The following is a 23,273-nucleotide window of genomic DNA, read 5'->3' as shown; positions in this document are numbered from 1 at the left end:
TATTAATAAATATTAAATTTTTTTAATGGGTACTTGCTTCTTTTTTCACATTGATCTATAGTGGTTCGTAAAACTCAGAGGAGAGGAGCCTTAGTATGTCGCAAATCAAGAATATCGCAAATCCCACCGACGTGGTTGGGGACGTAAATCGAGCCCAGATTGAACACCGGGCAACCTGGATGGGACTTATCTATGACGAGATGAAGAAAGCCGGAATTGACGCCGAGCCGATTATCCGGCGCGCTATTAAACGGTGCGGCCGTATCCACGGGGAAAACATCAAGGGCAAATGCGCTGATCCGAAGGACTGCTCGGATTTCAAAGATAACTTTTTAAGCGATCTGGTTATCAAAACCTTTGATATGCGGCCCATCAAGACGGATAAGGATAATCTCAATGTAGATTTTCATTATTGCGCCCTGGTCAGCGCCTGGCAGAAACTGGGCTTTGACGAGGCAACCTGTACCCTCCTTTGCGATATGGCAATGGACGGGGACCGGGGTATCGCCGAAGTAATGGGCCTGACCTTGGGCTTGGACGAGACCATCGCTAAGGGCTGCCCGGATTGCAAACTGCATTTCTATAAATAAGTAAACACGGGCTTTCTTATGGAAGACCTGAAAACAAGAGGAGGAAAAAATGAAAAGAGTATTGGTTTTGATGTTGGCGGGCCTGTTGTCCGCAGCTGCCGTTTTTGGTAACGGCCAGCAAGCAAGCGGCAGCGGTGATACCGTAAAGATTGCGGTGGCGCTGCCCATGACCGGGGACAATGCCGAATACGGGCAGAGTTTTTTGACTGCGGCGCAAATCATGGTAGAAAGGTGGAACAAAGCGGGGGGAGTTTTAGGCAAGCAGATAGAGCTTGTTATCTACGATGATAAAAACTCCGCCGAAGAAGCCGCTTCCATCGCCCAGAAGATCGTAAGCAACAAGGATATTATCGGTGTTCTGGGACACTTCTCCTCCGGGGTCAGTATGACCGCGGCGCCGACCTATCAGGAAAACAAGGTTATTGAGATTTCCAACTGCGCTTCTCATCCGGACTATTCGAAAATCGGTAATTATATTTTCCGGAATAATACCGTAATTTCAGAAGAGTTCAAGGTTGTAGTTGATGTGGTGGCCAACGATTTAAACCTCAAGAATGTCGGTATTATCGCTATTAAGACCGACTGGGGAACAACCGCCGGGGGCATTGCGGCGGATTATGTCAAGTCCAACAATAAACTTAACCTGGTAGCCTACGAACAGGTTCTTGAAACATCAGACGATTATACCCCGGCCATTGCTAAACTGAAGGCCGCGGGCGCCGAAGCGGTTATTGCAGTTGGTATGTACAGCCTCTACGGGCCCCTGGCCAGGCAGTACAAAGAAGCGGATCCCAAAATTCAGCTTCTTGGGGTATCCAACGCGTACACCCAGCAGATCATTCAGCTCGGGGGCAGCGCCGTTGAAGGTCTCTTTGCGCCGGTAAGCTTTTTCGCCGAATCTCCGGACCCGACGGTTATGGAATTTGTCAACGAGTTCAAGAAGCGGTTCGGCATGGAGCCGTCTTCCCTGGCTGCACAGGCCTATGATTCTATCGGGATTCTGCTTGAGGCGATCAAAAAGGCGGGTACCCTGGACCACGAAGCGGTGCGGAATGCGGTGAACAACATCAGCTATCCCGGTATTACCGGCCCCACCACATTTGATGCCATCGGAGACGCTTCAAAAACATTCCAGAAGGTGGTAATCAAGAATGGTAAGTTCGTTCAGTATTAAACAATAGTGGCGACCACAGGGGGTGAACCGTGGCAGTATTGATACAGCAGCTTTTTAATGGAATCGCTCTGGGGCTGGTATATGCCCTGGTGGCGGTCGGTTATTCATTGGTATTCGGTATACTTAGGCTGATCAACTTTTCCCATGGCGCGGTTTATGCCTTTGGCGCCCATGCTGCGCTGTTTTTTGTGGGTATACATTTTGGTCCCATCCCCGCGATTATTTGTGCGGTGGTCATAACCGGTCTCCTTGGCGTGTTGATCGATAAACTTGCCCTCTCTCCGCTGCGGAAAAAAAAGTCCGTACCCATTGCTGCCCTGGTAACCACCCTGGGCATATCCAACATAATCCAGAATATGCTGGTGGTTATTTTCGGCAGTCAGCGGAAACCCTTTCCGGATTTTTTTAATCTGGGGATGCTCAACTTCAACGGGATACAGATGAACAGCCGTCAGTTTGTTATGTTCGGTGTGTCCCTGGCGCTGCTTTTAGTTCTGCTGCTGGTTGTACAGAAAACCAAAATCGGTCTTGCCATGAGGGCGACGGCTCAAAATATTAAAGCCGCCTCCCTCATGGGTGTTAATGTAAACAGTATCATTACCCTTACATTCCTGATGGGGGGAGCTTCCGCCGCCATAGCCGGGGGTATGGTCAGCGGTTACTATCAGGTGGTGTACCCCGGCATGGGCTTTATGATTGGTCTTAAAGCATTTGCCGCTTCGGTGTTAGGGGGTATCGGCAGCCTCCCGGGGGCGCTGGTAGGGGGCCTTGCGGTTGGAATCATCGAAAGTGTCGCCGCCCTGTACATCGGTTCCAATTACCGGGATTCCATGGCCTTTATTATTCTTATTGTGGTTTTGATTTTCCGCCCCGCGGGAATCTTCGGTAAGAATGAAGTAATAAAGGTGTAAGCCATGGCAAAAAAACAGACGGACTTTTTCTTTAAAATAGAAGAATTCCTATCCGCCCGGAGGGTTTATTTCTTTGCCGGTCTTATCCTCCTGCTTGCGGCGGTACCCCTTTTCGGGTTCAGCCGGTATATCATGCGTATCCTCATCGTTATCGGCATCTATTCCATCCTGACCCTGGCGCTCAACCTGGTCGCCGGGTACACGGGTCAGCTTTCCATGGGGAACGCCGGTTTTTACGCCATCGGCGCCTATACCTCCACCCTGCTGATGATCCGCTTCGGCTTGAGTTTCTGGCTTTCCATGTGCGCCGGGGCGGTGCTGGCAGGGTTCTGCGGGTTTTTGCTGGGACTGCCAACCTTCCGATTAAAAGGTTCCTATCTGACCATTGTTACCCTGGGATTTGGGGAGATCATACGGATGATTCTGATGAACTGGGACCCGGTTACCAATGGGACCCTGGGGATACGGAATATTCCCCTGCCGGTTTTTTTTGGCATAAAACTGTCCTTCGCCAATAACGGTCTGTACTATTTGATCCTGGCCCTGGTAATTCTGGTTTCTCTTTTTTGTAGACTTATTATTAAGTCCAAAATAGGCAGGGCGTTTATTTCCATCCGGGAAGACGAGATCGCCGCCCAGATGATGGGCATTAAAACGACCTACTATAAGGTGCTGGCCTTTGTGCTGGCCGCGTTTCTTTCCGGAATCGCCGGGGCCTATTACGCGCCCATGGTTGGGTACATCGATCCCAATTCATTCACCTTTGATGTTTCTTCACAAATTATCAGTATGACTATTTTGGGCGGACTCGGCACCATGCGGGGGATGTACTTTGGGGCGGCAGTTCTGATCATCTTCCCCGAGATATCCCGGTTCATGATGGATTACCGGTTTGTGCTCTACGGGCTCATCCTGGTTTTGATGATGCGTTTCAGGCCCCAGGGGCTTTTGGGCTGGCAATCGCGGCTGCCCTACGGGTTTTCAAAGGACATGAAAAAAATTTTGGAAACCGACGGGCTTCTTTCTATAAAGTAAAGGCGGGGCGGAAATGGCGTTATTGGAGATAGATGGGATTGGTCTTAGTTTCGGCGGCCTCCGGGCGGTTGATAATGTAAGCCTCTATGTTAACCAGGCTGAGGTTGTCAGCTTGATTGGACCCAACGGAGCCGGCAAAACCACGATTTTTAACATACTGACGGGGATCTATAAAATTGACACCGGGAAAATCCTGTTTGAGGATAAACCTATCCATAATCAGATACCCCAGGACATTGTAAAGGCCGGGATCGCACGGACCTTTCAGAACATCCGGCTCTTCCGCAATATGCGGGTAATTGAAAATGTCCTGGTGGGCTCCCATATTACCGCCCATTACGGGCTGCTGGAGACCATTTTTCGGACTTCCCGGTTTAAGCAGGCGGAAACCGAGAATACGGTTAATGCGGTACATCTTCTTAAGGATGTGGGGCTCCTGAACCGCCTACACGACTATGCGGCTAACCTTCCCTACGGCGAACAGCGGAAGCTGGAGATAGCCCGGGCCTTGGCTACCGGGGCACGGCTTATCCTGCTGGATGAACCCGCTGCGGGGATGAATCCCCAGGAATCCGCAGAGCTGCTGCGTTTCGTCCTCAGCCTGCGGGACAAGGGTTATACGATTCTTATGATAGAGCATGATATGAACGTGGTGATGAATATATCTGACCGGATCTATGTGCTTGATTACGGTAAAGTCATCTCCCAAGGACTGCCGTCTCAGGTAGCCAATGATCCCAAGGTCATTGAGGCCTATTTAGGGAGTGCTCCGAATGCTCAGAATAAGTAATTTGAATGCCTTTTACGATAACATACATGCCCTCAAGGATATCAGCCTGGAAATACAGCAGGGGGAGATTGTTTCCCTCATCGGTAGTAATGGTGCGGGAAAGACCAGTACCCTGGCTTGTATCACCGGCCTTGTACCCGCCCGATCCGGCGCCATCATCTACAAGGACCAGCCTATTACCAATATGCCGGTTCACAAAATTGTGGACCGTGGGATAAGTTTGTCCCCCGAAGGACGGGAGGTATTCCCCGGGCTTACGGTGGAGGAGAATCTTAGGCTGGGAATGTACTCCAAGAAAAATAGCGCCGCAAAGACACATGAGGCCTTTCAACGGGTATACGGTCTTTTCCCCCGGCTTAAGGAACGGGTAGCTCAGATTGCGGGTACCCTTTCCGGGGGGGAACAACAGATGCTTGCCATAGGCCGGGCGCTGATGAGCGAGCCGGAACTCCTGCTCCTGGATGAGCCCTCCTTAGGGCTTGCCCCCAATCTAGTCCTGATGATTTTTAAGCTCATAAAGGAGATTAACAAGCAGGGGGTTACCATCCTCCTGGTTGAACAGAATGCCAATATGGCTCTGTCTATTTCCAACCGGGCCTATGTCCTTGAAACAGGTAGGATTGCCCTGTCCGGGGAATCTCAAAAACTAATGAATGACGAAAATATACGGAAAGCATATCTGGGCAATATTTAAGTTCCAAGCCGGGTTTGCCGGGCATGAACTCCTGCTCTCTGGCTGTAGAGGCGAACACAGGTTTGGGCAGCCTCTTCCAGTTTGTCATCCTCGTAGAGGAAAACCAGATCCACAGCCTGTTTTTTCAGGAACCGGTCTAGGGCGCTTTCGGTGATGGTCCGGGGCAGGGCGAGGATCAGGATACCCCGGTCGGCGGGGGCCGCGGGCAGCTCAGCTTGGGCGGGAAGCTCCGTTGCAAGTTGCGCTGCGGGATAGGCCAGGGCCTCGGCAAGTACCGCGCCGGTTCCTTCGACGATGCTGCTGCCGCCTGCATAGCCGATGGACAGCTCCATGCCCCGGCGCTGGTACTCCAGGGCGATGGCCAGGGCGTTTTCGCAGAGCAGGTCCACACCCCGTCTGCCGGCCGCAGGACTGTAGAGCGCCGGGTCGGCCAGGGTGTCTACCAGGATGATTAAACGGGAATGGGGCGGCGGTTCGGGCTCGCCTTCCCGGACAAAAAGCTCGTTGGATGGGGCGTGGCCGTACAGCTTCCAGTTAATCCGCCGGGGATCGTCTCCGGGCACGTAAGGCCGGTGATCGATCAGGTTGTCGGTGCGCTGGTAGCGGACATTTTGCCGTTGAGATTCGCCCCCGGAACGGATGTATACCGGAATAGGTTCCGCCGCCGCCTGGGGAAGGGCCAAAATGCGGGGGGTTTTATCTTGGGGCAGGGGCAGATAAAAACGGAAAAGCCCCAGGATGTCGCCGATAAAAAACCGGTCCGCCTCCCCGTAATAGGCGCCGCGCTCAGGAACCGGGAAAGAGTAAGAGGCTTCGTCTTTTCCATCGGGATCGAAAAGATGCCGGATTTCCCGGCCATCCCGGGTTGTAAGCCGGAGCTCATAGCGGATAAGTATCCCCGGGAGGCGGAAAAACCGGCCCTTTCCAACCTTATCACGGTTTAAAATGACCTCGGCGTTTTTTCCGGCAAGGATATTCCGGTTCAGGAACCGGGAAGAAAGGAGCCGGACCCGCTTGGAATGTATGCTCCCCAGAATAATTGCGGAGAGGACGGAGAATACCAATATTACCAGGAAGACTCCGCCCACCAAGGTCAGAGCAAGCTCCTTCCGCAGGGCCCCTGCCCCAAGAGCAAGGATAGTCAGGATAAATAGGAATATTCCCAGATCAGACGGTCTTGATCCTGTCGATTCGCGCAAGGCAGATCTCCCGTATAAGCTTTTCACCCTGAGAACGGGGATCACGCAGTTTAAGCCTGTGGGCCAGAACTGGCGCCGCCAGGACAGTCAGATCTTCATCAATAACGTAATCCCTACCCCGGACCAGGGCCAGGGCTTTGACCGCGCCCAGAAGTTGGATGGCCGCACGGGGAGAGGCGCCTAAAAGAAAGCCCCGGTGGGTACGGGTATCCCGGACTATGTCGGCAATGGCTTCTTTCAGGGAGGGATGGCAGAATATTCCCGCTGCCGCTGCCTGGGCTGCCAGGAAATCTTCTATAGTGAGCACCGGTTCCAGCTCATTTAAGGGGGTTTCCGAAGGATTTTCTTCCAGGATAGACAGCTCCGCCTCCCGGTCCGGGTAACCCAGAGAGAGGCGCATCATAAACCGGTCCAGTTGGGCCGCCGGCAGGGGAAAGGTTCCCTCGCTTTCGATGGGGTTCTGGGTGGCAATTACAAAAAAAGGCAATGGCGGGTAGTGGGTTGCGGCGCCGATGGTTACCTGCCGTTCAGCCATCACCTCAAGGAGGGCGGATTGAACCTTTGGCGTGGTCCGGTTGATTTCATCGGCCAATACTATGTTAGCCAGTATAGGCCCGGGGATGAACCGGAAAGAGCGGCTTTCGGGATCGAATACGTCCACCCCGGTGATATCATAGGGTAGCAGATCCGGGGTAAACTGGATACGCTTAAAAAGCAGGGGGTTTCCGTCTTGCCCGGCAATCAGCTTTGCCACGGTCTTTGCCACCGTGGTTTTTCCCAGCCCGGGGTTATCTTCGATGAGTATATGCCCTTTGGAGAGAATTGCCGCGGTAAGCAGTTCCAGAAATTCCCGCTTTCCCAGGATTATTCGCTGGATTCCCGTAATCAGGGTTTCCGCCGCCTGTTCAGGTTTCATATCGAATTAGCATAACATAGGCGGGGTATTAATTGGAAGGAGGGAGGGTAGGCGAATAATATCGGAGTTTTTAAGAAAAAGTTAAGAAATTTATAGGCAAAACAGCAATTATTGACGATAATTATCATGGTAAACTATATTAGACGGGTTGGATATAAAATGAAAAAGCTCATGTGTCTTACAATTCTTTTATCCTCGGCGATTCTGGCATATTCTCAGAATAGGGCAGATACAACCTTGTATATCGAACCTATTAGCGGCGGCTCTGCGTCGGATCGGTCTTTCTTCGATGAAAACCTAAAAATGGAAGTTAATGCCGCCGGTTATGCCCTGATCGACGATCTCCTTGACGCCATATATTCGATAAGCGGCGCCATTGCTCCGGAGGATGATGGTTACGTCCTGAGCATAACCCTGAGCAACGTGGAGGAAAGCAGGGAAATGGTTACCCAGGAATTGTTTTATGTTAAAGTAGAAGAATCCTACGAGATACTCCCCTTCCTGGTCTGGCAGATGCTTGCCAACGCCCCCTTCCTCGTTACCGAAGCCCCGCCGCCGCCACCTCCGCGGGCGTACAATACCGATACGGAAAGTTCCAATAACTCCGGCAGGATGGCCCCCATTGTTAACCTGGTAAATGCCGTTCCGGATGACGATTCCTGGAAAAATAAATGGATATATCTGGGCGCAAAATTTGGGGTATCCCCCCGGTTTTATACATCCAGCGGGGAAGATGTTAATGCGGAGACCATAACCTTTGAAGTTGGGGTGGATATGGGAATACAGGTACTGGATTTCCTGGTTGTCCAGCTTGAAGCGGACTTCGGTATGGATAATGCGGACTATCAGAAATTAAAATATCCAACCATAGGGGAAGTTACCAAGGATCCTGATGATATTACGTATAAAACTTCCATATTGAGCTTCCCGCTGTTGATAAAGGGTGTGTTAAAGCCCGGAAGATCCTTTCTTGTGGAGCCCTACGGGGGCGCTTATCTCAACCTTCCCTTTGGTACGGAAACCGCGTCCCCCGTTGGCGGGTGGCTCGCCGGGATCGATTTTGGAGTTAAAGTTGGGGGGAACGGCTACATCTTTTTTGATTTCCGTTATGCCAATGATCTTGGAAATACTAAGGTCAAGGATAAACGGGTTGAGTATAATAGAAATATTGTTTCAGTTACCGCCGGGTATAGGGTGGGATTCCTTAATCGAAAGCAAAGCGCCAGCCGTTTCAGAGGCGCGCGATATTAACGCGATACAAATAGAGGTGTAAAAAAATGAAACGCTTAGTAACGGTACTTTTGTTGGGTATAAGTATTACTACCCTGTGTGCGGCTCAGGCACAAATCCGGAATTTCAAACAACGGGGCGCCGCCACGGGAACCTTGGATTCCGATGGGATTACTGCGGCACACCCCAGCTTGCCAATCGGTACCCTGATAAAGATTACCAATACGGAGAATGATAAAGAGGTAACTGCAACCGTTACGGGTCGTATATCTACCTCGGTTGACCGGATCGTGGATCTTTCCGCCGCTGCCGCTTCAGCCATTGGGGTGCCCGGCGATGGATCTGTCCAGATAATCCTTGAGCGGGTGAACGCCGTACCCCAGCCGGAGCCGGTTATTGTCGAGGCCAAGCCGGAACCGGAACCGGAGCCCCTACCGCCGCCGCCTCCCCCGGTTATCGCGAGTGCGCCTCCGCCGCCACCTCCCCCCCCGCCGCCTCCGCCGCCGCCTAAGGTGGCTAAGGGTCCTGCGCGGATCATTCCCCGCATGCCCGATCCGGGAAGTACTACGATTTTCCGGGTGCAGGCAGGATCGTATCTGCTGCCCCTCCATGCCAGAGAAGCTTTTGATCGCCTGGTAGCGGCGGGATTCCACCCCTACTTTGAACGGTTTGAAAACTATATCCGGGTGGTTATCCCCGGGGTCCCCGCTGCGTATATCCCCTGGATAGCTCAGCGCTTAGGCGACCTGGATGTTACGGAAGCCTGGATTAGGCCGGAGAGTTATTAAACAGATTTGATAATAGAGTATAAAAAAGGACCCCGGGTTGGGGGTCCTTTTTTGTTTAGCGGATTTATTATTGGCGCCAGTAAATAGTATCGTCTAAATTAATTGAAGTACCGATGGTTGCTAATTCTCCGCCCCTCTGCAATTTTGTTATCCGGCGTATATCCGGGGCTCTCCATTCGAAGACATGGATTGCATCGTCATCCCAGCCGACAATACGCTGGAAATGATAGGTACCGGCAGCGGCCTGGAGTACCTTTGCATTGCTGATATTGATTACTTCGTTGACAATCGGGGCGTTAACATCAAGGGCAAGGATATTGCTGTCATTATCGGAGCCTATTATGACATATACGGTGTCATCAATAACCTTTAAATCTCTGATATGGGCATTAGATCCTACGGCAGCAGACCCAATAAAAGTGACATTGTTGTTCTCCTGTTTGAATTTTAAAATGGTTGGTATATTTGTGGCAAAAAGAGTACTAAGATTGCCGGTATCGACACCAACATATATAAAGGTATCATTACCATCATTGTGAGTTGAAACAAACTGCTGGTCTGAAAAGTACCCAAAAACCCCCTCGCTGTCCGTCCATTGCTGCTGCTTAGTACCGGTTGAATCAACAGAATAAAGTGTAAGTACATCGGTAACTACTACCCATACCTTAGTAGTATAATAGACCCGCCCGCCCTTTCTGTCATAGCCGATGCCATAGGGCCGATTTTCAATAATGTCAGTTACGGCTTCATTTTTATCTTTGTTAACCTTGGTAAGTTGAAATTTATCATTAACATGATTCCAAATAAATAAATTGCCATAGGGATCGAAGTCAAAGGGCGATATACTATTGTTGATCTGTATTCCCAGGTTTGTTACATTTATTGGTGTACCATCGGCAGGATCTGCATAGGAAAATAGAACAGATTGACCGCCGCTCGGCTGTCCCAGCAGAACTACCTCCGTTTCCCGGAGGGAAAGGGGTATGGCAGCAGCATTGTTTTTGAATGGTCCTTCCGCGCTGCCTTCCAGGGATTTTATAAAGGGAAATGAATCATTCCCGGAGTGATTCACCACCGCTTTTATATCTACCGTGTAGTTTTTTTCTTCAGGAATAGGAACATTATAAGAATTGTTACTGCCGCGGGTATAGCTTACTGTTTTCCCATTAATACTGATAGTTACAGCAGAGAATGTCGGGAGCTTGACGGGCGGATCATACACCGCCCTGGAGGAATCGCTCTCCCCCAGATATAGGGTTAGTTGTCCGTGCTGTCCCAGGTCTTCGTTACTGAAAAAGAAACCACAGGCGCTAAGCAGCAATACTAAGCCAACCGAAAAAATCGTTGTGTGTAATAAACGCGTATTCATGTTTCCCTCCCTATCTCCTATTAGGCCTGTACCAATCAAGACTAATCCCCAATGAATTGTTCATCGGCCGGGGGCCTGTGCCTGCCGGGGCGCCGAAAACCAGAGCGCCGGCTGGCCCCACCGGAGCCGGGGGGGCCAGCCGGGCGATGGTGACTTCCGCCGCGTTTAAAGCCCAGCCAAAGCGGCCGCTGATATAGCTTGATTCGCCGGCCCTGACTACGGCGGGGACTCCGTCGCTGCCGGAAAGATTTACCCGGCCGCTGGCGACGCTGAGATTTTCTCCGTCAAAGTCAAAGCTGGTTCCCCGCACCGAAGCGGTGGCCACGGGGCTGCGGACGGTAAAATCGGTTTTCCCCCCGCTGGGAGGGGTTACTTCGGTACGTATCCGGCCGGAATGGATGTATATTTCTACCTTTTCCGTATCCTGGTTCCGGGTCAGTTCTTCCAGGCTTAAACGGGTCAGGGGACGCACGGTAATGATCGAATTGCCCAGGGCTATGACCGCAGTACTCTTGATGCCCGTGGATATGCTGGCGGCCTTTACCAGCGGCATCCCCTGTCTGGCCGCTGTCCAGTCCGCAGTACCCGAAGCTTTAACTTCCACGGTACCCATTAATTCCCGGATGATTGCGGTGGTTTCCTGGGCGGAAACAAGGGATGAACTAAAGCAGAAACTCAGTATTACTGCTAGTGTAGTGTTTTTCATATATACTCCTTACAGTGAAAAAGCAAGACCTAGGGATATTTTCCCCCTGATGGGAGCATCCGAATCCAGGGCGTCTCCCAAACCGGGAAGGAAAACCCCGGCTCCCAGAACAGCCTGTAGATCCGATACGGGGGCCCAAATTACCGAACCGTACAATTCCGTTCCCAGGGCATAGGAATCCGACTTCACATGCCCGGTGTAGTATGAATCGGAGAAGGAAGTCCCCAGGTCGGTCCTGAGGAAGTACCCGAGGTCGGCGGAAACCGAAAGGGAAGGGTTCAGGCTGAGTGTATAATTAGTCTTAATGGTCATGAGCCCCGAAAGTATGGGATCGAAAACCCGGCCCTGGGGAATGGCGGTAACCGGGGCAAAGGCAGTTCCCTTCGCTCCGGAGGACCAGAGTATATTAAAGGATAGGAGGTCCCGGAGTTTACCGGGAACTAACCAGTATACACCGGCGGAACCGGCCAGACCGATCTTAGGGTCACCGGATTCACGTTCCGCCAGGTCCAGGGCTGCGGCAAGGTTCAGATCAAGGCCGGTAATCAGGGGAACCGTAAATTTGGCGCCCAGGTATTGGGAATGGAGGTAAGTGGAATGGCCGTTAAGATCGAATTGAATCAAGCCGGTCAGGCTTGCCGATAGGGATGATCCAAAAAACGCAGGAATTTCCCAATTAAGGCCCCCAAGGAAACGCTTTGAGGCGAAATAGACATCCGAATCACCATAATCACCAAAGTCATCGGCGGTAAGTTTTATTTCCGCCGTTTTTTTATAGAGGAGCCCGGTATAAAAGAGGCCCAGGGAAAGCCGGGTCCCATTAAGCGCCATGGAACCCTTAAGGCCGTCAAAAAGCCCGGAGGCTATTATCCCTATGGGATCGGTAAAATTAACACGCCCCAGTTCCAGGCTTAGCCCTGTCGCAGGATAGAAAAGAAATGCCGTCCGGTTAAGCTGGGGTATGGGTTCCCAGCCATCATCCTCATCATATTTTAGCTCAAAGGAGCCGGATGCGTGGAAGTCAATGTTTTCCCTAAAGTGGGTGGCAAACCAAGGGCCGATGCTGAGGGTATTGGCAACTCCATCGGCGGAATATTCCGGGGTTTCGCCGATAACAAGGCCGAAATCATAGGCGGCCAGCAATTCGGCGCTCAGGAATACTATGATGGCAAATACCGGGGTTTTTTTAGAACTCAAGAGCATTTTACATATCCTCCCCGGTATAACTTAGGACCCGGCCGAGGATATGCAAAAACTGCTCCCCCGTAACCTTTGCGCTTGGGTCGGATGAGTCCGGGATACACCGGCGGTAGCGTAATTCCCGGTAGGCGTACCGGGGGCTTGGGAAGACGGAATACATAATTCCCCCCTTAAGCCCGAAAGACTTCATGAGCAGTAGTGAAAGCTCACCGGTGTTAATTTTTTTCTCACCCTCGGCGCCGGTCGGCAACAGCCCCTTTTCCGAAGCGATCTTGGCGGTGATTCCCGCGGCCGGAAGGATAAATCGGACTGCTTGTGTATAGGATAGCTCTTTTTCTTCCAAAATGCGGTCCATATCGCGGGCGTTTTGGGCATATATAAGGACTGAACTCAGCAAAAAAAGACCCAGGACAATATTTTTTCTCTGCATAGAAAACTCCCTTTACAATATAGGTGCATATTTTAAAAAAGAAAAGATCAAGTGGTCTAATCGTCTTTTTTTTGTAGTTTATTACTTTTACAATCAAGTATTTTTTCTTATTCCCTTGACCCTTGGGCTTAAATATTATATCTTTTACATGGATGGTACGGTTATTTAGACAAGTTTTGCACCAATGGTCTTTCAATCAGTCTAAAGTTTGTTGAACTTTATTGTGAATGCAGCAACCGTGTTGTCTTTGCCTCCCGGGTTTCTTCACCTCCTTTTCCCGGGGGGTTTTTTTATTTACTTTCTAAGTTGAATGTGACAATATAGCAAAATATGTCATCTTGACTTTATATTCCAAAAGGGATACAATGCTCGTTGGAGTATCGTTTTATGGAACAAACCCTTCCACTTATGCTTCGGAAACGAGTCCGGACTATACCCTCCGTTGTTGCCCAATATGCAAAAGATGCAGCCGGGCATTTCCAGCCCAAGACCTATCAGCAGTTTTATAATGAAATTCTCTACACTGCGTCGGGACTTCTTGAATTAGGAACCAAACGGGGAGATCATATCGGTATTATTTCGGATAACCGCCAGGAATGGATAGTTACGGATTTTGCGATACTTTCCATCGGAGCTGCGGACGTGCCCAGGGGCTGTGATTCCATGGAACAGGAAATCACCTATATCCTTGGATTTACCGAATGTCCCCTGTGTTTTGTGGAAAATCAAAAACAAATTAGCAAAATCATCGCCCGCCGGGCGGATCTGCCCCTGCTCAGTATAATTGTCTCCTATAATCATGTTGATCAACATATTTTGGAAGCAGCAAGGGACGCCGGAATTAGGGTACTCGAATTTGGCGGATTACTGGAACTGGGTAAAGGGCGGTGTTCCCTGAATCCCGGGGAGATTGAAACGGAGATGGAGAAGGGCCGGAAGGAGGATCTGGCGACCATCATTTTTACCTCCGGCACCACCGGGGAGCCTAAAGGGGTTATGCTGAGTCATGATAACTTCCTGGTGCAGCAGCCATCGTGGCGCCTGGTTTTTGAAGTAAAGACCGGGGATATCTGGCTTTCGGTTCTACCGGTGTGGCATGTGTTTGAACGGAGTATGGAATACATCATTTTTTATCTGAACAGCGGCATCGCCTATTCCAAGCCGGTTTCCTCGGTGTTACTGGCGGATTTCCAGAATATCCGCCCCCACTGGATGGTCAGCGTGCCCCGGGTCTGGGAATCCATCATGGACTGGTCTAACCGCCATGTAAAGAAGCAGGGCTGGATTTTTAAGAACGGTTTTGAATTTTTTATGACCGTGGGGATCATGTACAATTACTTTCGGGATCTGACCTTTGGGCGTATCCCCAACTTCCATGGCCGGGTCCGGCTTTTTGATTTTTTCATGGGGATCATCCCCCTGATTTTGCTTTGTCCTATCCAGTGCCTTACGGCGCTGATCGTATTCCGGCCTATAAAAAAGCGGCTTGGCGGGCGGTTCAAGGCCGGCTTATCCGGCGGGGGCGCCCTGCCCCTCAAGGTGGACCTTTTTTTCAACGCCATTGGGATACGGCTTCAGGAAGGCTACGGTCTTACGGAAGCGGCGCCCATAGTGGCGGCCCGCCGGTACAAAGCCCCCCGGTGTACCACCGTGGGACAGCTTTTGCTTAATACCGAGGCGAGGATTGTTGACGATACGGGTACGATACTGCCCCCGGGACATAACGGCCACCTGCAGGTAAGGGGCGGTCAGGTCATGCAGGGCTACTATCGCAAGCCGGAACTCACCGCCAAGGTGTTGTCACCCGATGGCTGGCTGGAAACCGGGGACATCGCCATGATGACCTACGATAACGAGGTACGGATCACCGGCCGGGCCAAGGATACCATCGTACTCCTTGGGGGTGAGAATGTTGAACCGGTTCCCATCGAAAACAAGATTCGGGAGAGTTCCTGGGTTTCCCATTGCATAGTAGTTGGTCAGAACCAGAAATACATCGCCGCTCTTGTCGTTCCCGTTCAGGAAGCGTTGATGAGCTTTGCGGAGGAAAACAACATCCCTATCGTGGACTACGAGTCTCTTCTGCAGCAGGCGGAGATTAACGAGCTGATATCCAATGAAGTATCCCGTTTGGTAAGCGCTCAGGCGGGGTTTAAGACCTACGAGCGGGTTTTTAAACTCAAGCTTATCCCTAAGCCCTTTGAGGTGGGGGAAGAGCTGACTGGAAAAATGGAACTTCAACGTGCCAAGATTACCGCCAAATACGGAAAGGAAATCGGGAGCCTGTTTAAGAACTAAGCAGTTTTTGCCGTTCAGCCTCGGCGGCGATATGCATTTCCTCCAGCCTTTCCATGATAGTATCCACCACGGCCTGTTTTTTGTCCTCGATTCCCGCAGCTTCCGCTTTAAGGCGGGCGGCGCTTCTGAATTCGGTGCAGGACTGGACCGGCCCGGCGGTGTACCGTATCACATCTTCCTCGACGAAATCATCCATCATGTCCCCTGGACGGACATGGAGCAGTTCGCCGTTTATGGCCACCATACACATATAGTCGAAGGATTTTATATACGAATCAATTTCCCGGACCCCCTTTTTTGTACTGGGGTCCCAGGGCCGGTATCGGGTTCCGGAGGGAAAAACCAGGATGAGTTTGCCCTTAACCTTGATATCCATAAGGGACTTCATGGCTGCCCGGTTTATGCTGTTACTGCGGACTATTTCGGCCCGGTCCTTGACGGGGTCCAGGTGCGACAGGGAGCGGCTGGGGTAGATTACCAGCCGGGTATGGGCGCCGGTAAAGGCCGCAACCACGGGGTTTTCCTCGTTTAGCTTGATCCCCGCGATGGCTACCAGGGCATTGGCAATGTCCTTGCCGGGGTCCGGTTCCTTCCCTAAAAGGTAGTGGAGCGCGGACAGATCCATATTGCTGTAGTGCTCCACAAACAGGAGACAGGAGTGTCCCGCATTGGCCTTTTCCAGGAGATCCTTTAGATGCTCAAACCCGGAGATTCCTGAACCGGGCAAAGCTACGGTTTCAACCATTTTATGCAACAGGGGCAGGACATTTTCGTCCCCCTCCTGATAAACATTCTGTTCGGTTACCACCGAGTCTATTTTTGAACGCCCTACCGCATCCTGTATAAGGTCTTTAAACTTGCCGCTTAATGTTTCCATCTTGATACTATAAAGTTACCTTAGTTAGCTGTCAACAAAAAGTCTTCCCCCCAGAGGCGGATTAGTTCGATTACCAGTTTACAGGCCATGGTCATCTCGGAGACCGCCGCCCATTCGGTACGGCCATGCCAATTACGGCCGCCGGTAAAGATATTGGGGGTAGGAATCCCCAATTCCGTAAGCCGTGAACCGTCGGTGCCTCCCCGTATGGGTTTAAGGTAGGATTCTATTCCCAGATTGGCAGCCGCCTTTTTGAGCGTTTCCAGCGCCTCCGGCCGGGCGTCGATTTTTTCCTTCATGTTAAGATATTGGGCATCGGTATTCATCGTGATTGATCCGCCGGGGAACTGGGCCTGTACCGCCAGAAAAAAAGATTTCAAAGCCCCAAGGCGCCACTCTATGCCGGATTGTTCAAAGTCCCGGATAAAAATTTTCAGGGAAGCGGTTTCCTGATTGCCCGTAATTTCCATGGGGTAGTAGTAGCCGTAATAGCCATCGGTGGCTTCCGGGCTTTCCGACCGGGGAAGCATGGTGGCGAAGGAGGAGGCCATGAGGACCGCATTGGCCATGATCCCCCGGGCATAACCGGGATGTATGGCCTTCCCCTGGAAATTAACCGTTGTAACGTAGGCGTTAAAACATTCCACCTCAAGCTCCCCCAAGGGGCCCCCGTCCAGGGTATAGCAGACCGCGGATTTGATGCGCTCCAGGGGAAATTCCGGAAGACCCTTGCCGGTTTCCTCGTCCGGGGTAAAGATAATTTCCACCGGCCCGTGGGGAATCTCCGGGTGAGCCAGGAGCCATTCCAGGGCGCCCATAATTTCCGCTATGCCCGCCTTATCATCCGCCCCCAGGAGGGTGGAACCGTCGGCATGGATAATGGCCTTCCCCTTCTGTGCGGCAAGGGAGGCGTCCTGGCCGGGATCAAGGACATTGTTGCCGGTCAGTTGTATTTTTTGCCCATCGTAATTGTTAACCAGTTGGGGCTGAACATCCTTGCCGGAAACATCCGAGGCGGTGTCCAGGTGCGCCAGGAACCCCAGCGCCGGCCGGGATTCCCTGCCCGGGCTGGAGGGCAGCCGGGCTATGACATAACAGTGATCCGTCAGGTCTACATCCGTAAGCCCCAGGCCCCGCAGTTCCTCCGTCAGGGCCTTTGCCAAATCCCATTGGCCGGGGGTAGAGGGGGTTTCCTTAACATCAGGATCACTGGTGGTCCAGTAACGGACGTATTTTAGGAAACGGGGGACTATTAAGTCCCTAAGCTTGGCATCGTCTATTTCTCTAATCGGTATTTGCATGTTTTATTACCTCAACCCCTCTATTTCTCTTTATCTTAATCCAAACATCTTATTTTGCTTTTATAAATTCATCTGCCGTTTGGATTACAATATCCTTTCTTTTGAAATCTTTTACATTTCTTGTTATTATAGTCGATATTTTATTTTCTTTTGCGGTAAAATATTGAAGCCCATCTTCAAAATCACTAAATTCAGAATCCAGTGCAAAATCAACTACATTCTCGTTAATTGGTAATATATGAATTAGGAGACGCAATTTTTTAAATTTCTCCTTTGTTTTTTCAAAACCTGCCGTCTTCCTTAATATATAAAATACATTTGCTAATGCGACAGCCGTTGTAAAGAGTTCTACTTTTTTAGAAATACCCATTTCGAACAATTCGGCTGCTGGTGCAAGAAATTTCTCTCGTTCAGCTAATACATCAAGAATAATGTCGGAATCTAAAAATATTTTTTCACTCATATTATTTCTCTCTTAACAATCCATCGGGCTCTTGTGTCTTTTTCAACCAGATCATTTAAATCATCTTCTGAAATGACCCCTATTAAACTTTCAACCAAGGGAGAATATTTTTTAGGTGGAGTATACTCTTGCGTTAAGTTCTTAAAATAATTTTCAACTAACCTTGATAAACTTCGATGATTATTCTCTGCATATTTTTTTGCTGATAAAATAACCGCCTCGTCCATCTTTAATGTTAATTTTGTTTCCATAATATTCACTCCTACGTACTATATTAATCTACTAAATACGTATTAGTCAAGTATATTTTTAATCGGAAACAATGTCCGCTTTATCGTCCCGGTTGGGCAGATTTCCAGTTTAGTGCGACTTTGCGGTTTAGAGACGCTACTGTACAGAAATGTTCGTTGATTTTGAGGGGGTTGCCGTCGGGGTTTTCATTGGCGTTGCGGACCATACACATGGAGCAGAACCCCCTGTCCGGACATATCAGGCATTGGGGGAAGTCTTTTTTGCGGAGACGGCGCAGGTAGTTCATACGGGGGGAGTGTTCCCAGATTTCCCGCAGCGGCGTTTGGCGAACATTGCCGCAGACATAGTCCTGCCAGCCGGCGCAGGGATAGATGTTGCCGTTGGCAACCATGCAGGCCGAGGAAATACCCACACCGCATACTATCATTTCGCTTATATCCTCCGTATCAATATGATTGATATCAATACGGCGTATTTCCTGCTGATAGTCCTCATCGTAGTCCATGATGGTTTTGATAACCGCTTCGGTTTCCGCAAAATCCAGACGGTTTGCAAGATTGCCGGTTGAATGGTCGTAGCGGGCCATCATAATGTAATCGCAGAGGGGACGTATATTGTTCTGCTGCGCCCAGGTAATAACGGAACGCACAGAATCCCTGTTTTGCTTCATCACGGGGCAGGCGATTTGCAGGGGGATATTGTGTGCCCGCAGTTTTTCTATGGCCGCGCGGGTTTTGTAAAAAGAGCCGGGTACGCCGGTTATAGCATCGTGTATGGACGCTTCCATGCTGTAGAGGGATACCTGTACGCTGGAAAGGCAGGATTCTTCCATGGCGGCAATAACCGCATCATCCAGGAGGGTGAGGTTGCTTAACACGTTGACGGAAAAATCACCTTCCTTTGCCCGGCGCAAAAAATCGCAAAAGTCGGGGTGCAGCAGAGGTTCGCCCCCGGAAAGGGTGAGGCCAAGCACGCCCATTTGACGGCACTGTTCCAGCATGTCGTAATACAGGGCGCGTTCAATATCGTACTGTTTGTTTTCGTGGGGGATATAGCAGTGGACGCAGCGTTCATTACAGCGGCTGGTAAGTTCTATCTGAAACTGCCGTAAATGGGGTTGTTCGAGAAAATGCCGGTCCAGCAGGGCTTTGGCATCCCCTGGGTTAACAGTGTTACTGTCACCGCCGTAAGTAACGGCCGCGCCGTCTGTGATTGCGGCATACGAAAAGCGGACATCCTTTTGGGTAAGTTCCTCCGGGGTTTCGCCTGATACAATAAAGCCCCCCTGTTCCAGGGCGGTAAAAAGTTCCACGGCGTCCTGTTCCACCGTTTCCCGTACCGCGCCCGAAAAGGCGGACATAAGATAATCCGTAATTTCCCCCAGGCTTTTTGGCCTGCGGGAAAGGGCGGACAAAAATACCGCGCCGCTTGCGTCAAGGGCGCGGTCCGCAAAGGTAGCGGCATTCATGATGTAGCCAACGGCGCCGGCAAGGTCTTTGCCGGCCCTATAGATACGGATAAACGTATCCTGTTTTTGGCGGAACAGCACGGGTATGTGTCCTTACGGGTCTTTCCGCTCCCAGTTGTTATCGCCCTTGTAGGTGTAGACACCGCCTTTCCGGTTGTATTGGGCAAAATAGGTGTTCATAAAATCGCCGGGCAGATGGGTTTTTCCTTTAAATTTGTCGAACAGCGCTGCAGCAAGGCCTATAGGCCCCGCAATCACAAAACCAATGGCTGCTGCTGCACCGCCGCCCAGCGAGGCATCTCCCTCAACCATAACACCGTCACCGATAGTGATGGTTTTAATGAAGGGCTTTTTGATATCTTTGGGGGCGAAAGCGCCGATATTTACCACCTTGACGCTCGGCGGCAGGGTGATAGTTTCGATGGGGTTATTATAAAAAGCGTCATAACTAACAACCGCTACCCCGTCGGGGATAACTATATTTTTTATCTGGTTACCGGAGTAAATTCCCGCAGGAACAAACTTTTGCCCTTTGGGCAGAGTCGGCTCGGTAATAGCGCACTCCCTAAACCAGCCGTCATCCGCACCGTAATATAGATCGGTAGCGCCAGTCCATTTTGGAAAGTCCACCGGGCCGCAGCGCCAGACCACTGTTTTTAAATTTTTGTTTCTCGAGAAAGCGCCTTTGCCTATTATGGTTACCCCTTCAGGTATGATAACGCCCTTCAGCTCATTGTTACTAAAGACATAGCCCTCTAACACTTTCAGGTTTTTCGGCAGGGTCAGTTTGGCAATTTTGTTTTGGGTGAATGCATCATCCCCGATTGTGGTAACGCTGTCAGGGATGTACACTTCCGTTATGGACTGGCTGGAGAATGCGTTATTCCCAATCTCTTTGAGCGTCGAGGGGAGTACCACAGTGGTAACGGTGCCGTTCTTCTGATAAAAAGCGGAATCCCCGATTTTAGTAACCCCTTCGGAGACAACAATAGCAGTAAACTCTTTGCCTTTAAAGTATTCATTCAGATAGCGTTTCGGAATTTCAGTCATGCCTTCTGGAGTGGTCAGGATATTACCTTTCAGGGTGGTGGGGTCAATGGGTTTGGCTCCGTACAGTTCTTCAGGCGTTGGCGGGGCCTTGGGCTCGGCTTTCGGCTCCGCTTTTTTAGCGGAAGACGATTTTTCCGTCGATGTGGAACTGCTCTTACTCGTAGAAGCGTCCTTCCCGCCGCCTGAACAAGCGCTTATAGCCATAATTAGTACCGCCAGCAAAAGGCCGGTAAACGGTATCTTTCCGATAAATCCTTTTTCTTTCATTATAATCTCCTTTTAAATGTCATACGTCTTATGGCGCAGATGCTTCCGTACTACTTCGTACGTTCGCAGTTTTTGCACCCCGAACCACCGCAATTCAAGAGCCCAAAGAGCCCACCGCCGCGTCCCTGGGCGGGACAGCCTGCGGCATAGTTCTTCTGTGCAGCATTCTGCGCAATAATCTGCGGTTTACTGTATTGCATGGTATACCTCCTTTCTCGTTTAATGTCCGCCGACAAAATTTTGGTTTAAGTATAAAAGAGAAAAAAAGGCTTGTAGTGAGAGAAAACTCACAGTTTTGAGTTTTTTTACCAAAAATGAGGTTTTTTTGGATACCTTCTATAATTTGACCAGATCAGCACGCCCGGCAGGAAAGGGGTCAAATAAAAAACTACTTGATAATACTACAAAAAAGGACTTCACTAAAAACATGAGGCTACCCGGTATAGATTGGGATGAACGTCTATGGCGCCTGACACATTCTTGACAATTCCCGGTTTTATGGCGATACTTAAAATGTGGCGTAAACCACAGGGATGTTTTTGAGGGATCAGTAAATAAACCTGTTTACGGGTTTATGAATGGTTAGTATACCGGCATCCCTATTTTTTTATTATAATATCACGTTAATGGCCTCAATCGAATACAGTTTGTTAACAAGTTTTTCATCAAAATACTCTTTTACTGTAAATTTAACCAATATTACCTTATCGCCAACATCTAAGGGCGCATAAAGATAATGCCTGTTTTTCAATCCATCGTTATTTTTCTTGGGATTAAAGTCAAATTTCCACGGCTCAATGGCGTTTGAGTACAATTTATCAAGGTTAGCAGCGGCTAAATAATGAATTTTCTGGTCAAATGATGCGTTTGCGGCTTCACTACTGACAATTTTACCTATAGATTTACCTGGAAGCCGGGCTGGTAGTCCTGATTTACTGGTCATTAACCCCCTTTCGACTATTATTTTAAGAATTTCGGTTGCCTCACGGCGATTTTTTGCCGTGCGGATAGGTTTTATCATTTCTTTTATGGCTTCCGGGCTTCCAAACATTTCCGGTTTAATCATTTTTGCCTTTTCATTACTGCTATCCCACTGCTCCTTATCGACCACCTTTTCATCCTTTTCATGTATGGGTATAAGTAGTACCAGCTTAACATAGACGGTCTTTCGGTGTCCATGTTGTATTCCAGCAGCCCTTTGATGTTATGAAGGTGAAAAGCCGGATTCGGCGCCCGGCGCCTCTCCGGCCTATAATTTGACCAGATCGCCCCGGGTGGTCATACCGGTTTTGTCGTAGATACGGCTCAGGTAGTTTTCTATGGTACGCAGTTCCACATTAAGCTCACGGGCGATGCGGCTATTATTGTAATTTTTTTGTACCAGGATCAGAATTTCCCGTTCCCGCCGGGTAAGCCGGGAATAGAAGTCGGGAAGGTCCGTCATTTTTTCCATGAGGCGTTTATCCACATAGGACTCTCCCGCCAGAACAGCGTCCAGAGCCGCCTCAATTTCGCCTTCATCCGCCGATTTTGAGATATAGCCCCGGGCGCCCATACGCAGGGCCGACTGTACCCGAAAGGGGTCTTCAAAAATTGAGTATACCAGTACCGCCGGGACATCCGTCGAAGTTCCCTGCGGCACGGACTTATGTTGGGTATAGTGTTCTTCGATCCAGGGGATAAGTTCCAGACCGTTGCTTTCCCCCAGTTCTATGTCAAGAAGAACAAGCGCGGGCGGACAGGGAAGCGTTTCAAACAGGGCATAGACTTCTTTGGGTGATCCGGCTTCCCCCACCACATCAAAACGGTTTGTTTCGGTAAGGTAGGCCCTAAACCCCTTGCGGATCATCCGGTGATCGTCGATTAAAACCAGGGTAGGCTTTTCCGCTTTACACATATTTTAATTTCCGTATAAGCAGGGCAAGGCCGTATCCACCGAATACAGACAGCAGGCGATCAAAAATATTTATAGGGAAGCGGGCCATTATCTCCACCGCGAGAGGGGGCACATTATTTATCAGAAGTCCAAGTTTGAAATAGTTTTCGGGCGAAACGGTATACTCAGGCGCCGGGACCAGCAGGGGAATAAGCGCGGCGATAAGTCCGCCCATGATGCTCATTTGCAGACACATTACCACCGAGAGCAGCAACAGTATGGTAAAGGTAATAAAACCGGTGTTCGCCTTTATTCCGGCGGTACCCCCCCCCCCCCCCCCCCCCCCCCCGGATTTTATTGGGGAGTTGTGGGCAATATTATCCCCTGAA

24 protein-coding genes and 1 pseudogene are annotated in these 23,273 nt (G+C 50.2%); 9 read left to right on the top strand and 16 right to left on the bottom strand.

Annotated features, from left to right (window positions below; translation table 11 throughout):
* Window positions 1-95 precede the first annotated feature (95 nt).
* Genes LQZ19_RS12645 through LQZ19_RS12620 form a run of 6 tightly spaced genes read left to right on the top strand, consistent with a single transcriptional unit; the run spans window position 96 to window position 5,194 of the window.
* Complete coding sequence (locus LQZ19_RS12645; protein WP_411048033.1) at window positions 96-590, top strand: L-2-amino-thiazoline-4-carboxylic acid hydrolase; 495 nt, start codon at window positions 96-98, stop codon at window positions 588-590.
* Window positions 591-639: 49 nt separating this feature from the next.
* Entirely contained in the window at window positions 640-1,764 is a 1,125-nt protein-coding gene (locus LQZ19_RS12640) for an ABC transporter substrate-binding protein (RefSeq protein ID WP_411048032.1), read from the top strand.
* Window positions 1,765-1,793: 29 nt separating this feature from the next.
* Window positions 1,794-2,675: a branched-chain amino acid ABC transporter permease gene (locus LQZ19_RS12635; protein ID WP_411048031.1), complete on the top strand. Its 882-nt coding sequence runs from the start codon at window positions 1,794-1,796 to the stop codon at window positions 2,673-2,675.
* 3 nt (window positions 2,676-2,678) lie between these two features.
* Window positions 2,679-3,710: a branched-chain amino acid ABC transporter permease gene (locus LQZ19_RS12630; RefSeq protein WP_411048030.1), complete on the top strand. Its 1,032-nt coding sequence runs from the start codon at window positions 2,679-2,681 to the stop codon at window positions 3,708-3,710.
* Window positions 3,711-3,723: 13 nt separating this feature from the next.
* Entirely contained in the window at window positions 3,724-4,500 is a 777-nt protein-coding gene (locus LQZ19_RS12625) for an ABC transporter ATP-binding protein (RefSeq protein WP_411048029.1), read from the top strand.
* Window positions 4,484-5,194 (top strand): ABC transporter ATP-binding protein, encoded by a 711-nt coding sequence (locus LQZ19_RS12620; RefSeq protein ID WP_411048028.1) that lies wholly within the window; start codon window positions 4,484-4,486, stop codon window positions 5,192-5,194. Before LQZ19_RS12625 ends, LQZ19_RS12620 begins: the two co-directional genes overlap by 17 nt.
* On the opposite strand, the gene LQZ19_RS12615 is transcribed toward LQZ19_RS12620, so the two are convergent.
* Window positions 5,191-6,393, bottom strand: a complete 1,203-nt coding sequence (locus LQZ19_RS12615; RefSeq protein ID WP_411048027.1) for a DUF58 domain-containing protein — start codon at window positions 6,391-6,393, stop codon at window positions 5,191-5,193. The two genes, LQZ19_RS12620 and LQZ19_RS12615, sit on opposite strands and share 4 nt — an antisense overlap.
* Window positions 6,362-7,309, bottom strand: a complete 948-nt coding sequence (locus LQZ19_RS12610) for an AAA family ATPase (RefSeq protein ID WP_411048026.1) — start codon at window positions 7,307-7,309, stop codon at window positions 6,362-6,364. The genes LQZ19_RS12615 and LQZ19_RS12610 overlap by 32 nt, the downstream gene beginning before the upstream one ends.
* A 159-nt stretch (window positions 7,310-7,468) precedes the next feature.
* Between LQZ19_RS12610 and LQZ19_RS12605 the strand changes: the two genes are divergently transcribed.
* On the top strand, window positions 7,469-8,560 hold the full coding sequence (locus LQZ19_RS12605; protein ID WP_411048025.1) for a hypothetical protein: 1,092 nt from the start codon (window positions 7,469-7,471) through the stop codon (window positions 8,558-8,560).
* A gap of 26 nt (window positions 8,561-8,586) precedes the next feature.
* Window positions 8,587-9,327 (top strand): RlpA-like double-psi beta-barrel domain-containing protein, encoded by a 741-nt coding sequence (locus LQZ19_RS12600; RefSeq protein ID WP_411048024.1) that lies wholly within the window; start codon window positions 8,587-8,589, stop codon window positions 9,325-9,327.
* Between the two features lie 67 nt (window positions 9,328-9,394).
* Here LQZ19_RS12600 and LQZ19_RS12595 read toward each other — a convergent pair whose 3' ends face one another.
* From LQZ19_RS12595 to LQZ19_RS12580, 4 genes are read right to left on the bottom strand one after another with little or no spacing between them, the layout of a single operon-like run.
* Complete coding sequence (locus LQZ19_RS12595) at window positions 9,395-10,696, bottom strand: hypothetical protein (protein ID WP_411048023.1); 1,302 nt, start codon at window positions 10,694-10,696, stop codon at window positions 9,395-9,397.
* Window positions 10,697-10,706: 10 nt separating this feature from the next.
* The gene (locus LQZ19_RS12590) at window positions 10,707-11,402 is read right to left on the bottom strand and encodes a FecR family protein (RefSeq protein ID WP_411048022.1); all 696 of its coding nucleotides are present in this window, start codon (window positions 11,400-11,402) and stop codon (window positions 10,707-10,709) included.
* Between the two features lie 9 nt (window positions 11,403-11,411).
* Window positions 11,412-12,599: a hypothetical protein gene (locus LQZ19_RS12585; protein WP_411048021.1), complete on the bottom strand. Its 1,188-nt coding sequence runs from the start codon at window positions 12,597-12,599 to the stop codon at window positions 11,412-11,414.
* Between the two features lie 7 nt (window positions 12,600-12,606).
* The gene (locus LQZ19_RS12580) at window positions 12,607-13,032 is read right to left on the bottom strand and encodes a hypothetical protein (protein ID WP_411048020.1); all 426 of its coding nucleotides are present in this window, start codon (window positions 13,030-13,032) and stop codon (window positions 12,607-12,609) included.
* Between the two features lie 387 nt (window positions 13,033-13,419).
* On the opposite strand from LQZ19_RS12580, the gene LQZ19_RS12575 reads away from it, so the two are divergent.
* Window positions 13,420-15,330, top strand: coding sequence for an AMP-dependent synthetase/ligase (locus LQZ19_RS12575; RefSeq protein WP_411048019.1), 1,911 nt, complete (start codon window positions 13,420-13,422; stop codon window positions 15,328-15,330).
* On the opposite strand, the gene LQZ19_RS12570 is transcribed toward LQZ19_RS12575, so the two are convergent.
* From LQZ19_RS12570 to LQZ19_RS12525, 10 genes and pseudogenes are all read right to left on the bottom strand, one after another.
* Entirely contained in the window at window positions 15,320-16,207 is an 888-nt protein-coding gene (locus LQZ19_RS12570; protein ID WP_411048018.1) for a lysophospholipid acyltransferase family protein, read from the bottom strand. The genes LQZ19_RS12575 and LQZ19_RS12570 overlap by 11 nt on opposite strands.
* A gap of 20 nt (window positions 16,208-16,227) precedes the next feature.
* Complete coding sequence (gene pepT / locus LQZ19_RS12565; RefSeq protein ID WP_411048017.1) at window positions 16,228-17,508, bottom strand: peptidase T; 1,281 nt, start codon at window positions 17,506-17,508, stop codon at window positions 16,228-16,230.
* Between the two features lie 49 nt (window positions 17,509-17,557).
* Window positions 17,558-17,971, bottom strand: coding sequence for a type II toxin-antitoxin system VapC family toxin (locus tag LQZ19_RS12560; protein ID WP_411048016.1), 414 nt, complete (start codon window positions 17,969-17,971; stop codon window positions 17,558-17,560).
* Window positions 17,968-18,222, bottom strand: a complete 255-nt coding sequence (locus LQZ19_RS12555; RefSeq protein WP_411048015.1) for a DUF6364 family protein — start codon at window positions 18,220-18,222, stop codon at window positions 17,968-17,970. The genes LQZ19_RS12560 and LQZ19_RS12555 overlap by 4 nt, the downstream gene beginning before the upstream one ends.
* Window positions 18,223-18,302: 80 nt before the next feature.
* Window positions 18,303-19,772 (bottom strand): radical SAM protein, encoded by a 1,470-nt coding sequence (locus tag LQZ19_RS12550; RefSeq protein WP_411048014.1) that lies wholly within the window; start codon window positions 19,770-19,772, stop codon window positions 18,303-18,305.
* Window positions 19,773-19,784: 12 nt separating this feature from the next.
* Window positions 19,785-21,008 carry a leucine-rich repeat domain-containing protein gene (locus LQZ19_RS12545; RefSeq protein ID WP_411048013.1) on the bottom strand — a complete coding sequence of 408 codons (1,224 nt, stop codon included), beginning with the start codon at window positions 21,006-21,008 and terminating at the stop codon, window positions 19,785-19,787.
* 50 nt (window positions 21,009-21,058) lie between these two features.
* On the bottom strand, window positions 21,059-21,208 hold the full coding sequence (locus tag LQZ19_RS12540; protein ID WP_411048012.1) for a hypothetical protein: 150 nt from the start codon (window positions 21,206-21,208) through the stop codon (window positions 21,059-21,061).
* 410 nt (window positions 21,209-21,618) lie between these two features.
* Entirely contained in the window at window positions 21,619-22,119 is a 501-nt protein-coding gene (locus tag LQZ19_RS12535; protein ID WP_411048011.1) for an LPD3 domain-containing protein, read from the bottom strand.
* Window positions 22,120-22,257: 138 nt separating this feature from the next.
* Window positions 22,258-22,905: a response regulator gene (locus LQZ19_RS12530; RefSeq protein ID WP_411048010.1), complete on the bottom strand. Its 648-nt coding sequence runs from the start codon at window positions 22,903-22,905 to the stop codon at window positions 22,258-22,260.
* A pseudogene (locus LQZ19_RS12525) lies at window positions 22,898-23,273 on the bottom strand (hypothetical protein); the annotation flags it as partial. The gene LQZ19_RS12530 and the pseudogene LQZ19_RS12525, both read right to left, overlap by 8 nt.

The sequence above is a fragment of the Treponema primitia genome (genome assembly GCF_046533075.1).
Classification (GTDB): Bacteria; Spirochaetota; Spirochaetia; order Treponematales; family Breznakiellaceae; genus Termitinema; species Termitinema primitia_B.
The sequence above is the reverse complement of the archived record's forward strand: the minus strand, read 5'-3'. Positions and strand labels throughout refer to the sequence as shown.